Source organism: Amycolatopsis sp. NBC_00438 (genome assembly GCF_036026695.1).
GTDB lineage: Bacteria > Actinomycetota > Actinomycetes > Mycobacteriales > Pseudonocardiaceae > Amycolatopsis.
This window is the reverse complement of the sequence record NZ_CP107923.1, coordinates 2,795,923-2,813,392: the sequence shown is the minus strand read 5'-3', so window position 1 is coordinate 2,813,392 and position 17,470 is coordinate 2,795,923. Positions and strand designations below refer to the sequence as shown.

The window sequence follows — 17,470 nt, the reverse complement described above, 5'->3', positions numbered from 1 at the left end:
CGGGCTTCGGCTCGTAGCCAAGCTCCCACCACAACGGAAAGGCCCCCGCGACCTCCCCCCGCGGGGGCCTTTCACATGCCCGCACCCGGCTGCCGCGGCCCTTCGGCCGTGAGGGGCACCCTCAGGGCTATTGAGTCCCTGAGGGTGCCCCTCACGACAGCTCTCCTGGTGGCCGCTATCCAGCCGCACGATGAGTCCGCGACCAGCCGCATGCGCGCCGGCAGCTCGCCTAGTGCCGTGAGGGTGCCCCTCACGGCGGGCTCCACTGGAACTACTCCCGAGCGGCGTGCGCGCCGATGGAGTTGGCCGACAGCTCACCGCGGCGCCGTGAGGGGCACCTTCACGGCACCGCGGTGTCACACCTCAGCCGCACGTGAACCCGCAACAGCCGGGTGCCCGGGCGACCGCGTCGGACCGTCGACAGTCGTGAGGGGCACCCTCGGGGACTTAAAGCCCTGAGGATGCCCCTCACGACCGGCCACCTGGTGCATTACCGCCGCGCGCCCGGCGGCTCGCCGTAGGCCATGAGGGTGCCCCTCACGGCGGCCGGCTAGCGGCTGAACGGGCCTTCCAGGGCCGCCCACTGCAGCAGCATGATCGTCTTGGCGTCGGCGATCTCCCCCGTGCGCACCATCGCGAGGGCCTCCTTGAACGGCAGCTCGACCACTTCGATGTCCTCCCCCTCCTCCGCGAGCCCGCCACCCGGGCCGCGTTCGGCCGGGCGGTACGGCGCGGCGTAGCAGTGGAGGCGTTCGGTGACCGAGCCCGGGCTCATGAAGACGTCGAACACGTGCTCCAGCTCACCGATGCGGACGCCGGTCTCCTCTTCGGCCTCGCGGCGGATGGCCGTCTCGGGGTCCTGGTCGTCCAGGAGCCCGGCCGCGGCCTCCAGCAGCATCCCGTCGGGGTGGTCGTTGACGTAGACGGGGTAGCGGAACTGACGGGTCAGCAGCACAGTCGCGCTCTCGAGGTCGTAGAGCAGCACGGTGGCGCCGTTGCCGCGGTCGTAGGTCTCGCGCTGCTGGGTCGTCCAGTGGCCGTCGTCGTGGCGGTAGTCCAGCGTCGTGCGGCGCAGCACGTGCCAGCCGGCCGCGAGCAGCTCGACGCCGGTGACGCGCACCCGCGGGTTCCGGTCCAGGTCGCGGCCCACGCGGTCGAGGCCGGTGCGGCCGCGGTGATCCGGGACGTCGAGGCCGGGCACGCTTGTCGAAGTGGTCATGCCGCGACCATAATGTGCATAACTCGGAACGAACAAGGAGGATCGTGCATGCTGGTCGGGGAACGCCGCGAGCTGCTGCTCGGCCGGCTGGCCGCCGAAGGCAAGGTGCTGGCGAAGGACGTCGCGGCCGAGCTGGGTGTCTCGGAGGACAGCATCCGCCGTGACCTGCGCGACCTCGCCGCGGCCGGGCTCTGCCAGCGCGTCTACGGCGGCGCGCTGCCCATCTCCCCCGCCGTCGCCGACTACGCGAGCCGGACGTCGATCGCCGTGGCGGGCAAGGACCGGGTGGCCGCCCTCGCCGCCGGGCTGATCCGGCCGGGGTCGACGGTCATCCTCGACGGCGGGACCACCTCCCTGGCCGTCACGAAAGCGCTGCCCAGGGACCTGGCGGCGACCGTCGTGACCCACAGCCCCACGGTCGCCGCCGCGCTGCTGGACCACGACGGCATCGAGGTGTTCCTGCTCGGCGGCCGCCTGTTCCGGCACTCCGCGGTCACCTGCGGCGCCGCCGCGGCCGAAGCAGCCCAGGCGATCAGCGCCGACGTCTTCCTGCTCGGCGTCACCGGCGTCCACCCCGAGGCCGGCCTGACCACCGGCGACGCCGACGAAGCCGCGATGAAGCGAACGCTGGCCCGGCGCGCGGCCGACACGTACGTGCTGGCCAGCGCCGAAAAGCTCGGCACGGCGTCGCGGTGCGCGGTCTTGCCCTTCGCCGACGTCGCCGGAATCATCACCGACGCCGACGAAGCCGACCCGAACGTGCGGAAACTTGCAGCGCAGGGGGTCGAGCTGCGGCTCACCGGCCACTGAGGAAACGCCATGAGTGAGCACGGGGGTCGAGTTCGCGGCGCTGTTCGACGCCGAGATCCGCCCGCACAACGAACGCTTCCGGGCCGCGGCGGCCGTCACCTGCATCGAGAACGCGGAGAAGCCGCGTTCGAGGCCGCCGAAGTGGGTGAACCGGCCTGCTACGGCCCCGACAGCGTCACGGTGGTCGAGTTCACCCCTGGGCTCAGGAACGCGCAGGAACTGCTCGCCGCCCACGACGGGGAAGACGCCGCCGTGGGCCGGCTGCGCGCGGCGTTCACCGCGCACCAGACCCCCGACGGCGTCTTCCCGGCTCCGAGGCCTGGATCGTGACGGCGCTCAGCCGCGCTTGAACAGCCGCTTCAGCTGCTGCGTGCGGCGCTGCACGCCCCACGTCGCCACGCGCAGGAACGCCTCGCGGATGATCGAGCCGCTCATCTTGGACTCGCCGATCTCGCGCTCGGTGAACGTGATCGGCACCTCGACGATCTCGAAGCCGGCGTCGGCCGTGCGCAGCGTCAGGTCGATCTGGAAGCAGTAGCCGTGCGAGTTGACCTCGTCCAGGGCCAGCTTCTCCAGCACCGGACGCCGGTACGCGCGGAACCCGGCGGTGATGTCGCGCACACGCATCCCCAGCGCGAGCTGCGAGTAGACGTTGGCGCCGCGGGAGAGGATCTGGCGGTTGACCGGCCAGTTCACCACGCTGCCGCCGGGCACGTACCGCGACCCGATGGCCAGGTCGGCGTCGCCGACCGCGTCCAGCAGCCGGGGCAGGTCCTCGGGCGCGTGCGAGCCGTCGGCGTCCATCTCGACGATGGTGTTGTACTCCCGCGCCAGGCCCCAGCGGAACCCGGCGATGTAGGCGGCGCCCAGGCCGGCCTTCTCCGTCCGGTGGAGCACGTGGATGTGCTCGTCGGCGGCGGCGCGCTCGTCGGCGAGCTCACCGGTCCCGTCCGGGCTGCCGTCGTCCACGACCAGCACGTCCACATCCGGAAGTGCCTTGTGCAGGCGGTCCAGGATCGGCCCGAGGTTCTCCCGCTCGTTGTAGGTCGGGATCACCACCAGCACCGGCTCGATTCCCCGGGCCCCCCGCGGCGCCTGCGACATCCGTGCTCCTCCGATATCCCCGGCGGTCAGTCCGCCGTGTCCCCTGCCGTGCCGGCGCTGCTGCGCCGGGTGCGAAAACGGAGTACGAGCCCGCCGGCCACCCCGGCGATCGCCAGTGCCAGCAGCCCGTACTCCGTCCACGCACCGAGTCGATCCGACAGCGTAGTCTGCGTCCGCAGCGGGACGCGCCCGACCAGGGAATCCGCGGTGAAAAGGCCCGTTGAGCTGGTAACCGTCCCGTCGGGGGCGACGATCGCGCTCACTCCTGAGACGGCGGACACCACGACGGACCGGCTGTGCTCGACCGCCCGCAGCCGCGACATGGCCAGCTGCTGCACGCTCATCTCGCTCTCGCCGTACCAGGCGTTGTTGGTCGGCACGACCAGCACCTCGGCCCCGTCGCGCACGGCGTCGCGGGCCGGGTAGTCGAACGCCGCCTCATAGCAGACGAACACGCCGACCTTCGTGCCCGCGGCGGCCAGGGTCTGGTTCGCGCCGTCGCCGGGGACCATGTCGACGGTCTCCTGGTCGACGAACGGCGTGACGAGCTCGGCGAGCTTGCGGGCGGGCACGTACTCGCCGAAGGGCACGAGCTGCTGCTTCGCGTAGCGCTGCCCGGGCCCGGTGCGCGGGTCCCAGGCGATGACGGAGTTCTGGATGTGCCGGTCCGGCAGCACGTAGAGCGCGCCGATCAGGGCGGGCACGCCGAAGCTCGCGACGAGCTGGTCGACCTGCGGGTCCGGGCCGTTGACGGTGGTGGCGCTCTCCGGCCACAGGACCAGGTCCGGCTTCGGGACCTTCCCGGCACGGATCGCGTCCAGCAGCCGTTCGCTCTCGGCGAGGGTGTTGCGGCGCAGCAGGTCCCGCTCACCCTGCAGCGCGAGGCCGATGTCCGGGGCGTTGCCCTGCACGGTGGCGATCGTGCGCTCGCCGTCCTGCGCGCCGGTCCCGATGGCCGGCCACCAGGCCAGGCCCGCGACGACGGGCAGCACGGTGCCGAGGGCGGCCAGGACGTTGCGCCGGGCGCGCAGGGCAGGCTTCAGGGCGGCACGGGCGTCCCAGAGGCCTCCGGCGAGCACGGCGAGGCAGAACCCGGTGAAGACGACGGCGAGGCCGACCAGGGGCGCGCCGCCGATCGAGGCGAGCGGCAGGAACGCGCCTTCGGGCTGGCTGAACGCGACCCGGCCCCACGGGAAGCCGCCGAAGGGGAACCACGCGCGCGGCGTCTCCATCGCGATGAAGATCAGCGCGCCCCACAACGGCGCGAGCGGCAGCCGCGACACCAGCGTGATGAGACCGCCCGCGAGGCCGTAGTAGAGGGCCAGCGCGAACGACAGGCCCAGCCACGGCCACGGGCCGTAGTCCGGGCCGAGGAAGTCCAGCAGCCAGGTCAGCAGCGGCAGGAAGAAGACGAACCCGAACGCGAAGCCGTACCCGAACGCGCCCCGGAAGGTGCGGCCGCGCAGCACGAGGGCGAACCCGGCGAACGCGAGCGGGGCGAGCCACCACAGCGGGCGCGGCGCGAAGCTCAGGTAAACGGCGAAACCGGACACCAGCGCGCCGGCCAGCCGCAGCAGCCACATCCGGGGGAAGGGCCTGGTACGGGCGGGTTTGTGCGAAGCGCCCGGTTCGGGGTCCGCCACGGTGACTGCCACAGGGGTTGACTCTAGGTGCCCGGCGTGAAGTCGTCGTAGACGACCTCGCCCGCGCGCACCGTGCGCAGGCAGCGCGGCAGCGCCGCCCCGGGCTCGAGGCGCGGCAGCGGTGGCACGCCGGCCCGCGGATCGGTGGACCAGCGCTGCACCCGGGTGTCGGGGGTGGCGACGACGAGGTCGGTCGCGTCCCAGATCGCGTAGTGGGCCGGCGCGCCCGGGGCCAGGCTCCCGGTGCTCCCGTCGTGGACGCCGGCGGCGCGGTGCCCGGCGCGGGTGTGGGCGGTGAACGCGGCGCGCGGCGACAGGCCCGCGCCCGGCGTCCGGTGGTAGGCGGCCGCGCGGACGCCGGCCCACGGGTCGAGGGGCGTGACGGGCGCGTCGGAACCGAAGGCGAGCATGACGCCTTCGGCGGCCAGGGCGGAGAAGGGGTTGAGCCCGGCCGCGCGGCCGGCGCCGAGGCGGTCGGCGTACATCCCGTCGGTGCCGCCCCACGCGGCGTCGAACAGGGGCTGCATCGAGGCGACGACGCCCCAGCCGGCGAGGATCTGGGCCTGCTCGGCGGTGACCATCTCCAGGTGTTCGAGCCGGTGGTGACGGGCGGCCAGGGCGCGCTGCCCGACCTCCTTCTCGGCGAGGCGGAAGCCTTCGATCACCTCGGCGGTCGCGGCGTCGCCGATGACGTGGAAGCCGGCCTGCAGGCCGGCTTCGGTGCAGGCGGCGAGGTGCTCGGCGATGCGGTGGGCGTCGAGGTAGAGCGTGCCGGAGCCGTGGTGATCGGCGTACGGCTCGGTCAGCGCCGCGGTGCGGGAGCCGAGGGCGCCGTCGACGAACAGGTCACCGGCCAGGCCGCGGACGCCGAGTTCGCGGGCCGTGTCGACGGCGCCGAGCTCACCCCAGTAGCCGATGACGTCGGGCAGGCCCGGGCCGGCGAGGGCCAGGAGCGCGGCGAGGTCGTCGCGGCCGGAGATGTCGGGCCCGGCGCACTCGTGGACGCTCACGATGCCCTGCTTCGCGGCTTCGGCGAGGAACGCCCGCTGGGCGCGTTCACGCTGCTCGGGGGTGATGGCGGCGCGCACGGCCGTGCGGACGGCGTGGTGGGCGTCGCGGGTCAGCGGGCCGTCGGGCGACCAGCCGTCGGCTTTGCGGGCGGCCGGGGCCAGCTCGATCAGCGCGGTGGAGACGAGGGCGGAGTGGACGTCTACGCGGCTCAGGTAGACCGGGGTGTCCCCGGCGGCGTCGTCGAGTTCGGTGCGGCTGGGCGGCCGCGGGTCGGTCCAGCGGGTCTCGTCCCAGCCGTGGGCCAGCAGGACCTGCCCGGGGACGACGGCGTCGCGGACTGCGGCCAGCAGCCCGGCGCGGTCGCGCACGGCGGTGAGGTCGAGGCCGGTCAGGTGCAGGCCGGTGGCGGTGGCGTGGACGTGGGCGTCGACGAACGCGGGGGCCACGAAGGCGCCGTCGAGGTCGACGACCTCGGCGCCGGGGTGCAGCGCGCGGGCCGGGCCGTCCTGCCCGGCCCAGACGACGGTGCCGCCGGTGATCGCCATCGCCGTGGCGTCCGGGCCGGCCGGGGTGTAGATGCGCCCGCCGAGCAGGAGCGTGGTGTGTTCGTCCGTCACGTCTTGAGTCTGCTCCGCGTCTCGAACCCCTCCGCCACCTGGGGGAAGATCTACGAGCATGCAGGAAGATTTACTCCGTGAGAACGTTATGACAGGATATTTTGACGCCTAACCGACGACTGGGAGTACAAGTGACTGCGATCCAGGAACCTGTGACGCCTGCCGCCGCGATCGACCAGCCCTATGAGTACGCCCGCGCCGAGCTGGTGGAACCCGACTGGCGCCGCTTCCCCGGCTGGCACGACGTGACCGACGCCGAGTGGCGCGACGCCCAGTGGCAGCGGGTGCACTGCATCCGCAACGCCAAGCAGCTGCGCGCCCTGATGGGCGACCTGCTGGAGGAGCGTTTCTACGACGACCTGGCCGCCGACCAGCGCGAGATGGCGACCATGTCGATGCTGCTGCCGCCGCAGATGATCAACACGATGGCGCCGACGGCGGGCACCGACCCGGCGAAGGTCACCGAGGCGTTCTACGCCGACCCGATCCGCCGCTACATGCTCCCGGTCAAGAGCGACCGCGACACGACGTGGCCGAGCCACCCCCACTCGGAGCGCGACTCACTGCACGAGGCGGAGATGTGGGTCGTGGAGGGCCTGACCCACCGCTACCCGACCAAGGTGCTGGCCGAGATGATCTCGACCTGCCCGCAGTACTGCGGCCACTGCACCCGGATGGACCTCGTCGGCAACTCCACCGAGCAGGTCGAGAAGCACAAGCTCTCGCTCAAGCCGGTCGACCGCCAGGACGCGATGATCGCGTACCTGAAGAAGACCCCGGGCGTCCGCGACGTCGTGGTCTCCGGCGGCGACGTCGCCAACGTGCCCTGGCCGCAGCTCGAGTCGTTCCTGATGCGCCTGATGGACATCGAGACCGTCCGCGACATCCGCCTGGCGACCAAGGCCCTGGCCGCGCTGCCGCAGCACTGGCTCCAGCCGAAGGTCGTCGAAGGCTTGGAGCGCGTCGCCGTCACCGCCCAGCGCCGCGGCGTCAACCTGGCGATCCACACCCACGTCAACCACGCCCAGTCGGTGACCCCGCTGGTGGCGGAAGCGGCCCAGACGGCGCTGAACGTGGGCGTCCGCGACGTCCGCAACCAGGGCGTCCTGATGCGCGGCGTCAACGCGACGCCGGCCCAGCTGCTGGACCTGTGCTTCGCGCTGCAGGGCGAAGCGAACATTCTGCCGTACTACTTCTACATGTGCGACATGATCCCGAACGCCGAGCACTGGCGGGTTTCCGTGCACGAAGCCCAGGAGCTGCAGCACGCGATCATGGGCTACCTCCCCGGCTACGCCACCCCGCGCATCGTCTGCGACGTGCCGTATGTCGGGAAGCGCTGGGTGCACCAGCTCGCCGACTACGACCGCGAGCTGGGGATTTCCTACTGGACCAAGAACTACCGGACCGGCATCGAGCTGGACGACCCGGAAGCCTTGCAGCGGCGCTACCCCTACTACGACCCGATCACCACCCTGCCCGAAGCCGGCCAGACCTGGTGGGCGAACCGCTCCCGCTGACGCCGACGCGTCACTGTGCGAGGGGTGCCGCGGAGGCCCCGATCGGGGCCGACGCGGCACCCCTCGGCTTATACGCGTGTTTGGGCTGGTCAAAGCCGGTAAGTACCGGTTGCGACCGATCGCCATACGGCCCAGAAGATCCATCGTGGACAGTCGCCCGGACCTGGCGACGGGCGCGGATCAGTCAGGCTGTACGGACGCGATCACGACAGCCAAGCTCGTCGAGTACGTCTAGGAGCTTGGCCGTGCGCTGGGACGACGCCTCCGATGCCCCGGACCCCGCCGACTACTCGCGGTACCGGCCAGACACTTTCCGGAGGGTCGCCGCGGGCACCGCCGTTTCGGCCTGGCCGACCGCGGCCGCATCGCGGAAGGCGCCCCTCGGCCCTCGCCGGAGACACGTCGGCTGCGACCAGCACCTGGCCCGGCACAGCCGCGGGCGGTTGCCGACCGCGCCCGACCGTCACGGTTCCTTCAGCCGGCTGCCCGGCCGCCAGAGCGCGCGCGTGTTGAGCGTGTCGCCGATGGTCGTCGTCGGGTCGCCGTCGACCAGGAGCAAGTCGGCGCGGCGGCCACGTGATGCACGCGACGTCAGCAGCCGCGGTGGTAGGCCACCGCCCGCGGTTGCGTCGTGCCCGGCAACCTGATGGTCGCGGCCAGCGTCCCGTCGTCGGTGAGCCCCGCGGGCTGCGGGGCCGCGTTGAAGTCGGCGTCGCCGGCCAGGTCGGCGGTGGGTTCGCCGTTGTCCCAGATGCGGAGTTCGTAGTTCTCGGGGCCGAAGGTGTGGGCCACGCCGGCCATCGTCGTGCCGGCGTCGAGGAACAGGGTGTCGGCCGCTTCGGTGGTCGTGTGCACGACGTTCCCGGCCAGGTCCGCCTCGATGGCGACCGTCGTCAGCTCGGGCGTGACGACCGAAGCGGCGATGCGGCCGCCGTGGAAGGCCTCGAGGTAGACCGCGCCGCCGGGGTACAGCGGGGGCAGCTGCCGGTAACCGCCGTCCGCGGCTCGGACGAACACCTCGCCCGAGCGCTCGCCGACGTCGGTGTAGAGCAGGACGCGGCCCTGCTCGTCGACGTCGACCGGGTAGGTGTCGTAGAGGTGCTGCGGATCCGGGTTCAGGACCTCGGCCGTGCCCGGCCGCGCGGCGGCCCACAGCACCGGGTGGACGTCGCCGCCGAACTCACCGTAGGCGACACCGATGACGTCCCCGGCGTTGTTGATGTGCGTGGCCTTGGCGGACCGGAACCCTTGCGGCATGGGCAGGTTCACGTATCGGCCACCGCGGTACACGACGGGTTTCGCGGCCCACCAATCACCGGTCCCCCCGTCCCCCACGACGTCTCCGGAGGAGTTGATGTCGCGCACTTCGACCAGGCGGAACGACGAAACGACCTGACCGCCGTGCCACCGCACCTGCGAATACGCGTCGGGGCCGCGCACGGCTCCGACGAACCAGCCGCCTTCGGCCGCCGCGTAGACCTCGCTGCTGGTGTAGGGGGCCGGCAGCGCCAGCGGTGTCATCGCCCAGGTGCAGCCCGCCGCCACCGCGGGTTGTGCGCCGGGCACGAGGGCGGCGCCGAGCGCCGCCACGAGTAGAAGAGTTCGCTTGAGCATGGTTTCCCCCGGGAGTCGGCCGTCTCCCCCGCCACGCCCGGCGGCCCCGGGAGGTTTGGCCGCCGGCCGAGTCGCCACCCGAACGGCTCAACGAGCCGGCGTCACAGGTCCAGGGCACCCACGAAACAAGGCGGCCACGGCGGCGCGGTGCGCCGGGCTGTCCTGCCGGTGCAGGCGGCGTCCGGCCTCGACCACCACGCCGAACCCGGCGTGCATCGGCACCCGCGCCTGGCGGGCGTCGAGGTCCGGGCCGGGAGAGCGTTGTGCCGGAGGGCATGCGGCCGATCCCCCTGGGGAAGGGACGCGATGAAATGGATGACGATGCCGTACTTGCCCTGCCAACGCGTTCGCACCGTAGAGTGCCGGCATGCGTGTGCTGTCCAGCCGTCCCGTCCGATGATGGCCGATCACACCTCCCCGTTGAGCACCCTCGAGGTCGTCACCGGGCACGCCGGATCCGACTACACCCGGGGTCGCTGATGTCCGCAGACAGCGAGTACAGCCGGTTCCTCGACGAACTGCTCCCCGAACTCGAGTTGTCGCTGAGCAAGCGCAAAGATGCCGAAGCGATGCTGGAGCGGCTCCGCGCCTTCTACGCGGGGTTGCCCGCGCCCGGCCAGGAGCCGCGGCCGGAACCGGGCCGGGTCGCCGTCATCGCCCTCGATCCCTGGCGCGACTGGTCCGCCGAGGTCAAGAGCGCGGTGCTGGTCGCGGACCTGGTGATCTGCGACGACCCGCTGCTGTACGTGCAGGACCACATCAAGCGGTTCGCCCACTTCTACCGGCGGACCTTCGGCAGGCAGACCGGCACCCGGCTGCTGGCCCATCTGGCGACCCAGCTCGAGCGGATGTGGGACGTGCTGCCGCTGGTACGGGCCGGGCTCGTCGTGTTCCGGCCGCTGCGCATGGCGGCCGAGGAGACCGTGACCGCGGTGGAGCGCGCGGTCACCGACCACCTCGGCGACCACCTGGAAATGCTCGGCTACGACGTGCACAGCTATCCGCAGTGGGTCGAGTACCGGCTGCCGCTGCTGGCCGAGCAGGCGAAGATCGAGCTGGACCGTGAGCTGTGGACGGAGTTCGGCATGGGTCCTGCCGAGATCGCCCGCTTCACCGTCGAGCCGCGGCTGACCCTGCAGTCCCTGACCACGTGGAACGGGCTGCTGCACGCGGAAGCGGTCGACGGGACGTTCTGGAGCACGTCCGACGCGTACTGGCGGCTGGCCCGGGACGCGATGAACGGCCTGCATCCCGGGACGAGGCTGCTGTCCTTCGTCGACACGTTCACCCGGCCGGTCCTGGAACAGGTGCCGACGCTGGACCTGCTCAAGATCCGGGGTAACGACGAGGCGTTCGACGCCTTCCGGCGGCACCTCGCGCTGACCGAAGACCTGATCGGCTCGGACCCGGACGAAGAGCAGTTCTCCGCGGACGTCGCCCGGGTCTTCGACGAGGTGTTCCGGCCGAACATCCGCGTCATCGAGAAAGCCATGCGGCGCAACACTCTGCTGCGTGACCTGCCCTTCGTCCTGGCCACGGCCGGCTTCGCCGTCGCCGGCGGGATGGCCGGCGCCGCACCACCCGCGGCGACGATCTTCGGTGCCCTCTCGAGCCTCCTCGGCTTCGGCCCGGCGGTCCGCGACGGCCTGCGCCGGGAAGCCAAGGTGCACCAGGAGCCGGCGTTCGTGTTCTGGAAACTCGGCGTGCCCGGCGCGTCCTGAGCCGTCATTTGTCGCTGGAGGTCGCTGCCTGGCTGAGGCGGAACATCGCGCCGATCAGACCCACGGTCGGCAGCTACAGCATGAACCACCTCGTTGAGCGCGCGATCGGTAAGTACGTGACCAAGGCGAGCTGATTGCCGCCGCACTGGTTGCCGGCTATCCCGTCAGGTACGTTCCCGGCCCGAATCCGCCGCTCGGCATGGGCGCACGGGTTATACACCGCATCGAGACCGACCCGCGCTCTCGTGGCCGCTCCGCCGATCGGGCGACCGCAGCCAGCATGGTTCAGTGCGTTCGCCTGTTTCGAGCGCACACTGGTACCCGAGACCTCGGTGCGGTGGCGGGCGTTGAGGGCCGGGTTGGCGAACCGAGCGGACCGCGGACCTGCACTCGGAACGTCGAGGTCGGTACGGATCGGTGGGTGCCGGCGAAGGCCGCGGGCACGATTCGTGTTGGCTTGCCGACCGGCCTCGAAAGTGCCCAGGAGGGCCCCGATCGGCCTCCCTTCGGGTTCGCGCTACCACCTCACGCATGCGGTCGAGCGTCAATGCCCCGGACACGATCGGCGTGCCGGGCGCCTGAGCGATTCGCGCCGGCTGCCGCCGTTGCTCGATCCCCGGCGGGCAGCCTCACGGGCACCGGCCGGCCGCCGCCGTCGGTCCGTTTCGCGCTCAGGGTTGCCCTCGAAGGAACCGGGAGGCCGCCGCCGGGCGGGGACGCTGACGGTGGTGAAGCGAGACGGCGATGTCGTGGGACGAGGGCAGAGTGATGCACACCATCGAACAGGGCCAGTACGTGATCGCCGACGTCGGCGATCAGGTGCTGTGCCTCGGCACGACGTCGTGCGCGCTCGTCATGGCCTTCGCGGGCAACGGCAAGGTCGCGTGCTACCACTGGCCGTTCATGTCGGACACCGACGACTGCCGGGAAACCTTCAGGTCACTGGTCGATCAGCTCGAATCGCCGGTCACGCACATCGAGGTGATCAGCAACGATTTCCCGAACACCGGCCGCGCACAGGAGTGCCAGGCGATGGTGGCGAACCTGGCCGTGGCCAACCCGGGCGCCATCACGACCTACTACGTCCACCCCGGTCAGATCCAGGGAATCGATCCCTTCGTCACTCTCGGGACCACCGGCGCGCAGAGCTATCACGCCGTGCGGGCAGTGCCGTTCTGAGGGATTTCCGCAACCGGCGGCCTCATGAGAACGCCTCGATGTGGCCGGGGACGAACTCTTCGAAGCCGCGTGCGGCCCGGCCGAGGATCACGACGGCGTCCTCGTCGACGGTCGGCACCGCGAGGTCGCCGGCGACCACCTGCACCCCTGACTCTCGGTGTCGGTTGCCCTGACGGCTGCCTCAACGGGCGCACTCCGGGCCTGCACTCCGATTAGCCTCGCCACAAGCGAGCAAAGCGGGTGGTCGGCCGATGGTGTACGTACTGTGTCACGGGCAGGTCAGCGGGGAGGATCGTTTTCCCTACGGTCGCAAGGGTTGCCGGTTGGGTTTCTACGGCCGGTTCGGCTTGGGACTCAGCCAGACCGCGGGACTCGACATCATCAAGAACGAGGAGAAGCCACCGTCCGAGCACTGGTACGATTTCGACCTGTTTCCCCGAGACTGGCAATTACCCGACCTCGCACTGACCCCCCTCACGGCGGACGAGAGCGAGACAGCCCGGGAGTACCTCGGCGACGCCTACCGGCACGTTCACCTGCTGGAGACGCCGACCAAGCTGAGCGTGCTGGTCGCCGCGGACGGGCCTCTGGCCGGGAAACTCGACGACGTGCGCATGGTGTGCTGCATGTCTTTCCCCGACCACAGCCATCGGCGCATCCGCCACACGCCGTCCGAACGCCGCGCGGGTGCCGCACCCGGACGGGGGCACGCCGACGAGGTGTCTCAACTGGAGAACCGGATCGCCGAACGAGCCGAACAAGACCCCGTTGACGCGAAAGCCTGGTTCGACAGCCTCCTCGACGGCGAGAAGGCGCTGCTGAAGCACCGGCCGCGCATCAAGGCCGTGGCTGTCGCCGCCAAGATCGCCGCCATTCCGCTCGAGGACGAAGACGCACCCAGCTGGCTGCAGCTGATTTCGGCCATCTACCACTCGAACCTCGAGGCCGTCGGCTGGTTGCACGATCTTCCCGTCGTCCGAAGCAAGCTCACCGAGCTGACCGGGCTCTTCCGAACGTGGGAAGGAGCGCGACGCAACTGCGCCGCGTTGAGGAAGCAGGAGGACCGCGACGCGGCGAAGGCGATATGGCACATCCTCGATCAGTCCGACGCGTCGAACATCGTCGCGACGGAAAAGAAGTGCTTTCGGATCGCGCGTTGCGCCACCGCTGTGTCCGCATCGGACACTGCCACCTGGAGCGAATTCGCATCCAGGTACCACCTGCTGAACACGCGGAAGAAGCGTGCTCAGGCTCGCGAGTGGCCCCAGACCGAAGACGCGATCCGGGCCATGATCGGCCGGGCGCGACAGGAGCACGACGTAGCCGAGTTCGTGAGCCGGCTCGACTTCGCCTACCAGGAAGCCGTCAAATTCGTCCTGACCAACCACAACGAGACACTCCGACGCGCACTTTCGGCCCCCACTGCGGCTGTCAGCCGCAAGCGCGCGCGGCAGATCGGCGAGGACGCGACGCCTCCGGCCAAGTACGCCCGAACCCTGGACGAGAGCGAACCCCCGCCGGCCGAGCCGGATCTCCCGTCCGGGTTCGAGTGCATCGGCCCGGAACCCGAGTGGCAAGCCGACGAGCAGACGCGCTGCCCCGTGTGCGACCGGCACTGCCTCCTCCACGGAAGCCTCCTGGCGCACGATTTCGTCAACCTGCCCACTCCCTGCTGGAGCTGCGGCGACCAGGTGGAGACGGACCTGGCCGCCGTTCAAATCCTTTGTGAAACCACCGGTCGCAAGTACTATCTGCATTCCCCATGTGCCAGCAGCTCACTGTGAAGTGACCTCGGGCGCGGATTTCACCTGCTCCGGCCATCGCGGCGGCTGCCGCCCCGGTCAGAAGGCGGCCGCGAGCTCGGCGAGGTCGGCTTTGATGACCTGCAGGATCTCCGCGTAGTTCGCGTGCCAGTTGTGCACGAGGTGGCCGCCGGCGCTCAGGACGCTGTGCAGCCGGAGTAAGCCTTCGTCGATCTTCCCGAGTTCCTGCAAGGCGTTCTTCGCCCGGTATGACGTGCCGTCGAAGCTCTCGTCCGGCTTGTGGAACTCGGGCAGCCAGTCGGCCAGCAGCCCGCGGAGCTCGTTCACGCCGTCCAGGTACGCCGAGTCGAATTCGGCCAGGTAGTCGGCGAGCACCGGATAGTGGTTCATGTCATAGGCTTCGATGATCTGCCGGTTGTTGTCCTTCAGCCGATCCAGGATGGTGTGGAAGGGCCAGGCGTTCCACTGGGCCGCCGCCACGACGATGCTGTCCAGCGCTTCCCGGGTTTCCTCGGCCTCCTTGAATGGAACCGCGGCGAGCGCGGTCGCCACAGTGCTCTCCAGCGCCGCCAGCTGCCCCGCGACTTCGTGCACGAACTCCTCGGCGGTCCGCAAGAGCTCGTCCAGCACCTCGCGTTCCTTGGGTCCCAAGCCGCGAGTCTCGTGAAGCGCGCAGTACTGGTTGATCAAGAGGAGGCTGTCGACCTGTTCTTCGTGGTGCAGGCCGGCCACCCACTTCTCGGGAAGGATGTGCATCGCTCCGCCTCAACGTCCGTTGTTTTCGCTGTAACCCAAGGTGCCGACCGTCACGCCGATCCCGGCGAACGCGACCGCGTCGAGCGGGTACCGGTGCTTCACCCCTGTCATCGGGTGCTCCTTGACGGACGGATTGCCCGAACCGTAGCGGCGGGACGCGCCCACGTCGGTGTTCCCGCGGGCAACCGAACGGGCAGCGGGGCGGCCGGACGTCGCCGAGCCGCGGGTGCCGGCCGAGGCGGCTCGGTGAGCGGGGGTCCGCGATTCCGGCAAGATCCCCATCCAGTCGCCGAGCGGAACGGAGGAGGCGTTCGCGGGTGACGCGTCCGCGGGTCACTCCTGCCCGAACAGCAGCACGACCGCCAAGAGCATCACCCGCAGTACACCCACTTCGCTTCCCGCTCACCGAGCCGTGAAGCACGTTACGGGCGGTTCCCGGTGAACGGATCCACCGATCGGACAGCCCGATCGGCCCGGATTCGCCGACCGCTGCTGGTCCGTAGGGTGGGACGGGGTACAAACGCAGTGGAGGTGGTCGTGTTCGGTATCAGCCTGGGACATCTGACGGTCCTCCTGCTGGCCGCTCTGTTCGTCCTGGGCCCGGAACGGCTACCCGGTGCGGTTCAGTGGCTGGCCGATGCGGTGCGTCGGGTTCGTGACCTCGCGTCCGCGGCGCAGCGGCGGCTCGAGACCGAGCTCGAACCGGAGTTTCGCGAACTGCGCAAACCGCTGCCGGATCTGCGCCCGCTCGATCCGGCGACCACGCTCCGACGCTTCCTCGACGAGGTCCCGCCCTCGTCGCCGCCCGCGCTGGTCGCCGCCTCTTCGCCGCCGGCGATCGACCCGGACGCCACCTGAGCCGACGCGGTGCTCGTTGGGCGGCGCGCGTTCCCGGACCGCCGCGGACGAAACTGTCCACAACGGACGGATACTCCCACTCTCGGCGGAGCCGGAGCCGGAGGCTGCTCCGGTGACTCGCCGCACGACGGGCCGATCGGACGCGCGACGCAGGTGCCCGATGGGGCAGGCCCGCGTGCCCCTGCGGTTGCCTGCCACAGCCGGGCCGGATCGACCGCCGCCCCGCAGGATGTCCGGAGGGGACCGCTCGTCGAGGGTGGCGGGGAAGCCACGTGCGCTCGGACTTCGGTGTCGCGCACCACGGGCTCGGCTCTCGGCAGGCCGCCCCGCCCACGGACTGGGAGGAACCTCCATGACGACGGCCGAACCGGACCGGACGAATCCGCGAGACGTGCTGCTGTACTACCTGTCGGAAGCCGTCGAGAAATCCGCGGGCGACGTGGTCGAGTTCGAGGAAGCGCTCACCGCCTTCTGCGCGAACGACACCTCCGAACTGCGAGATCTGGCTTATGCGATGCTCGAGGCGATTTCCGCTTCGGGCTGGGGCATGGACGCCCTGGAGGGGCCGGACCGGCAGCGGGACGTCGTCGACGAATTCCTCGCACTCAGGGACACCTCCCCGGATGGCTCGGACGCGGATCCGGGTGCAGCCGGCGACGCGGCGACCAACCGGATCAAGAACATGATCTACCTCGGCGACACGCCACTCCAGGGTGCGGTCGCGCTGTCGTTCGAACAGGCGATGCTCGACGAGTTCGGTCTGGTGATCACCGACGACCTGCTGGCGGAGGCGTACCGCAAGGCCGAGCCGTACCTGACGGACGGCTCGCTGGGCGACAAGAACGACGGCGTCCTCAACAACGGGGTGGTCCTGGCGGCCGACGGCTCGGTGTCGCTCGGCTACGCGGGCCTGGTGGACGGTGGCTACACCTGGACGCTGACCATGATGCTGGAGACGGACGCCTTGGTCACGCGCAACACCGCCCAGCTGCGAGCGGACACCGTGACCGCGGGAGGCCCCTGCTTCTACACCCAGTTCCGCAAGAGCATCGTCTTCAGCGCGTCGCCGACCGATCCGGTGTTCGCGGTCGCGCGGTTCGCCTGCATGCGCGAGCACGGGCTTTCCCCCACCGAAACCGTCGGCTCGATCATCCGGACGAGCAGCACCTCCTGGGTGGTGAACCCGTTGCCCGGCGGCGACTTCGGGATCGTGAAGGAAGCGATCCGGGCGACCGGCTCGAAGAAGAAGATCCTGCTCGGCGCCGAACTGCGCGCGGACGTCGAACTCCCGGACGCGTTCACGCAGTTCTGGGACTCGGCGGCACCGTTCCACAAGCAGCGGCTGTACCAGTTGCTCGCCAAGCTCAACCAGCACTACGAGCTCGCCTTCCTGGCCGGGGTCGAAGAGTACCGCCGGAACGTCTCCGCCGAATGGGCCGTCTACACCTACCGCCAGTACGTCGAGGACACGGATCTGGCGATCCGGCGCCGGTACCTCGACGAGGTCGCGAAAGCCGTCCAAGCGATCGCGGCCGGCACGGCCACAGCGACCGCGGAGCTGTTCGACAAGGCGTACGCGTACGTCGCGACCCGGCGTCTCCAGGAGCTCTACGACACGCATCGCGACGCGCTGCTGAAGCCGGCCTGACGCACTG

At 70.6% G+C, this 17,470-nt stretch carries 15 protein-coding genes; 8 read left to right on the top strand and 7 right to left on the bottom strand.

Annotation, left to right across the window (positions count from 1 at the left end):
• Positions 1–550: 550 nt before the first annotated feature.
• Positions 551–1,219 carry an NUDIX domain-containing protein gene (locus OG494_RS13025; protein WP_328455320.1) on the bottom strand — a complete coding sequence of 223 codons (669 nt, stop codon included), beginning with the start codon at positions 1,217–1,219 and terminating at the stop codon, positions 551–553.
• A 48-nt stretch (positions 1,220–1,267) separates the two neighbouring features.
• Between OG494_RS13025 and OG494_RS13020 the strand changes: the two genes are divergently transcribed.
• Positions 1,268–2,029, top strand: coding sequence for a DeoR/GlpR family DNA-binding transcription regulator (locus OG494_RS13020; RefSeq protein WP_328455318.1), 762 nt, complete (start codon positions 1,268–1,270; stop codon positions 2,027–2,029).
• A 141-nt stretch (positions 2,030–2,170) separates the two neighbouring features.
• Complete coding sequence (locus tag OG494_RS13015; protein WP_328455316.1) at positions 2,171–2,359, top strand: hypothetical protein; 189 nt, start codon at positions 2,171–2,173, stop codon at positions 2,357–2,359.
• Between the two features lie 6 nt (positions 2,360–2,365).
• On the opposite strand, the gene OG494_RS13010 is transcribed toward OG494_RS13015, so the two are convergent.
• From OG494_RS13010 to OG494_RS13000, 3 genes are read right to left on the bottom strand one after another with little or no spacing between them, the layout of a single operon-like run.
• On the bottom strand, positions 2,366–3,133 hold the full coding sequence (locus tag OG494_RS13010) for a polyprenol monophosphomannose synthase (protein ID WP_328455314.1): 768 nt from the start codon (positions 3,131–3,133) through the stop codon (positions 2,366–2,368).
• Between the two features lie 26 nt (positions 3,134–3,159).
• Positions 3,160–4,788 carry an apolipoprotein N-acyltransferase gene (gene lnt / locus OG494_RS13005; protein WP_328455312.1) on the bottom strand — a complete coding sequence of 543 codons (1,629 nt, stop codon included), beginning with the start codon at positions 4,786–4,788 and terminating at the stop codon, positions 3,160–3,162.
• Between the two features lie 11 nt (positions 4,789–4,799).
• A complete protein-coding gene (locus tag OG494_RS13000; RefSeq protein WP_328455310.1) occupies positions 4,800–6,404 on the bottom strand; it encodes an amidohydrolase in 1,605 nt (534 codons plus the stop codon).
• A gap of 131 nt (positions 6,405–6,535) precedes the next feature.
• Here OG494_RS13000 and OG494_RS12995 point away from each other — a divergent pair, with 131 nt between their 5' ends.
• On the top strand, positions 6,536–7,924 hold the full coding sequence (locus tag OG494_RS12995) for a KamA family radical SAM protein (protein ID WP_328455308.1): 1,389 nt from the start codon (positions 6,536–6,538) through the stop codon (positions 7,922–7,924).
• 591 nt (positions 7,925–8,515) lie between these two features.
• On the opposite strand, the gene OG494_RS12990 is transcribed toward OG494_RS12995, so the two are convergent.
• Positions 8,516–9,514: a hypothetical protein gene (locus OG494_RS12990; RefSeq protein ID WP_328455306.1), complete on the bottom strand. Its 999-nt coding sequence runs from the start codon at positions 9,512–9,514 to the stop codon at positions 8,516–8,518.
• A 503-nt stretch (positions 9,515–10,017) separates the two neighbouring features.
• Between OG494_RS12990 and OG494_RS12985 the strand changes: the two genes are divergently transcribed.
• Together OG494_RS12985 and OG494_RS12980 are read left to right on the top strand one after the other, a co-directional pair.
• Complete coding sequence (locus OG494_RS12985) at positions 10,018–11,259, top strand: hypothetical protein (RefSeq protein WP_328455304.1); 1,242 nt, start codon at positions 10,018–10,020, stop codon at positions 11,257–11,259.
• Positions 11,260–12,027: 768 nt separating this feature from the next.
• Positions 12,028–12,438 (top strand): hypothetical protein, encoded by a 411-nt coding sequence (locus OG494_RS12980; protein ID WP_328455302.1) that lies wholly within the window; start codon positions 12,028–12,030, stop codon positions 12,436–12,438.
• A gap of 22 nt (positions 12,439–12,460) precedes the next feature.
• On the opposite strand, the gene OG494_RS12975 is transcribed toward OG494_RS12980, so the two are convergent.
• Positions 12,461–12,583 (bottom strand): hypothetical protein, encoded by a 123-nt coding sequence (locus tag OG494_RS12975; protein WP_328455300.1) that lies wholly within the window; start codon positions 12,581–12,583, stop codon positions 12,461–12,463.
• Between the two features lie 106 nt (positions 12,584–12,689).
• On the opposite strand from OG494_RS12975, the gene OG494_RS12970 reads away from it, so the two are divergent.
• Positions 12,690–14,222 (top strand): hypothetical protein, encoded by a 1,533-nt coding sequence (locus OG494_RS12970; protein WP_328455298.1) that lies wholly within the window; start codon positions 12,690–12,692, stop codon positions 14,220–14,222.
• A 57-nt stretch (positions 14,223–14,279) separates the two neighbouring features.
• Here the strand turns inward: OG494_RS12970 and OG494_RS12965 are convergent, their stop codons facing one another.
• Positions 14,280–14,957 (bottom strand): hypothetical protein, encoded by a 678-nt coding sequence (locus OG494_RS12965; protein ID WP_328455296.1) that lies wholly within the window; start codon positions 14,955–14,957, stop codon positions 14,280–14,282.
• 525 nt (positions 14,958–15,482) lie between these two features.
• Here OG494_RS12965 and OG494_RS12960 point away from each other — a divergent pair.
• Complete coding sequence (locus OG494_RS12960; protein ID WP_328455294.1) at positions 15,483–15,815, top strand: Sec-independent protein translocase TatB; 333 nt, start codon at positions 15,483–15,485, stop codon at positions 15,813–15,815.
• Between the two features lie 352 nt (positions 15,816–16,167).
• Positions 16,168–17,463 carry a hypothetical protein gene (locus OG494_RS12955; RefSeq protein WP_328455292.1) on the top strand — a complete coding sequence of 432 codons (1,296 nt, stop codon included), beginning with the start codon at positions 16,168–16,170 and terminating at the stop codon, positions 17,461–17,463.
• Positions 17,464–17,470: the final 7 nt, after the last annotated feature.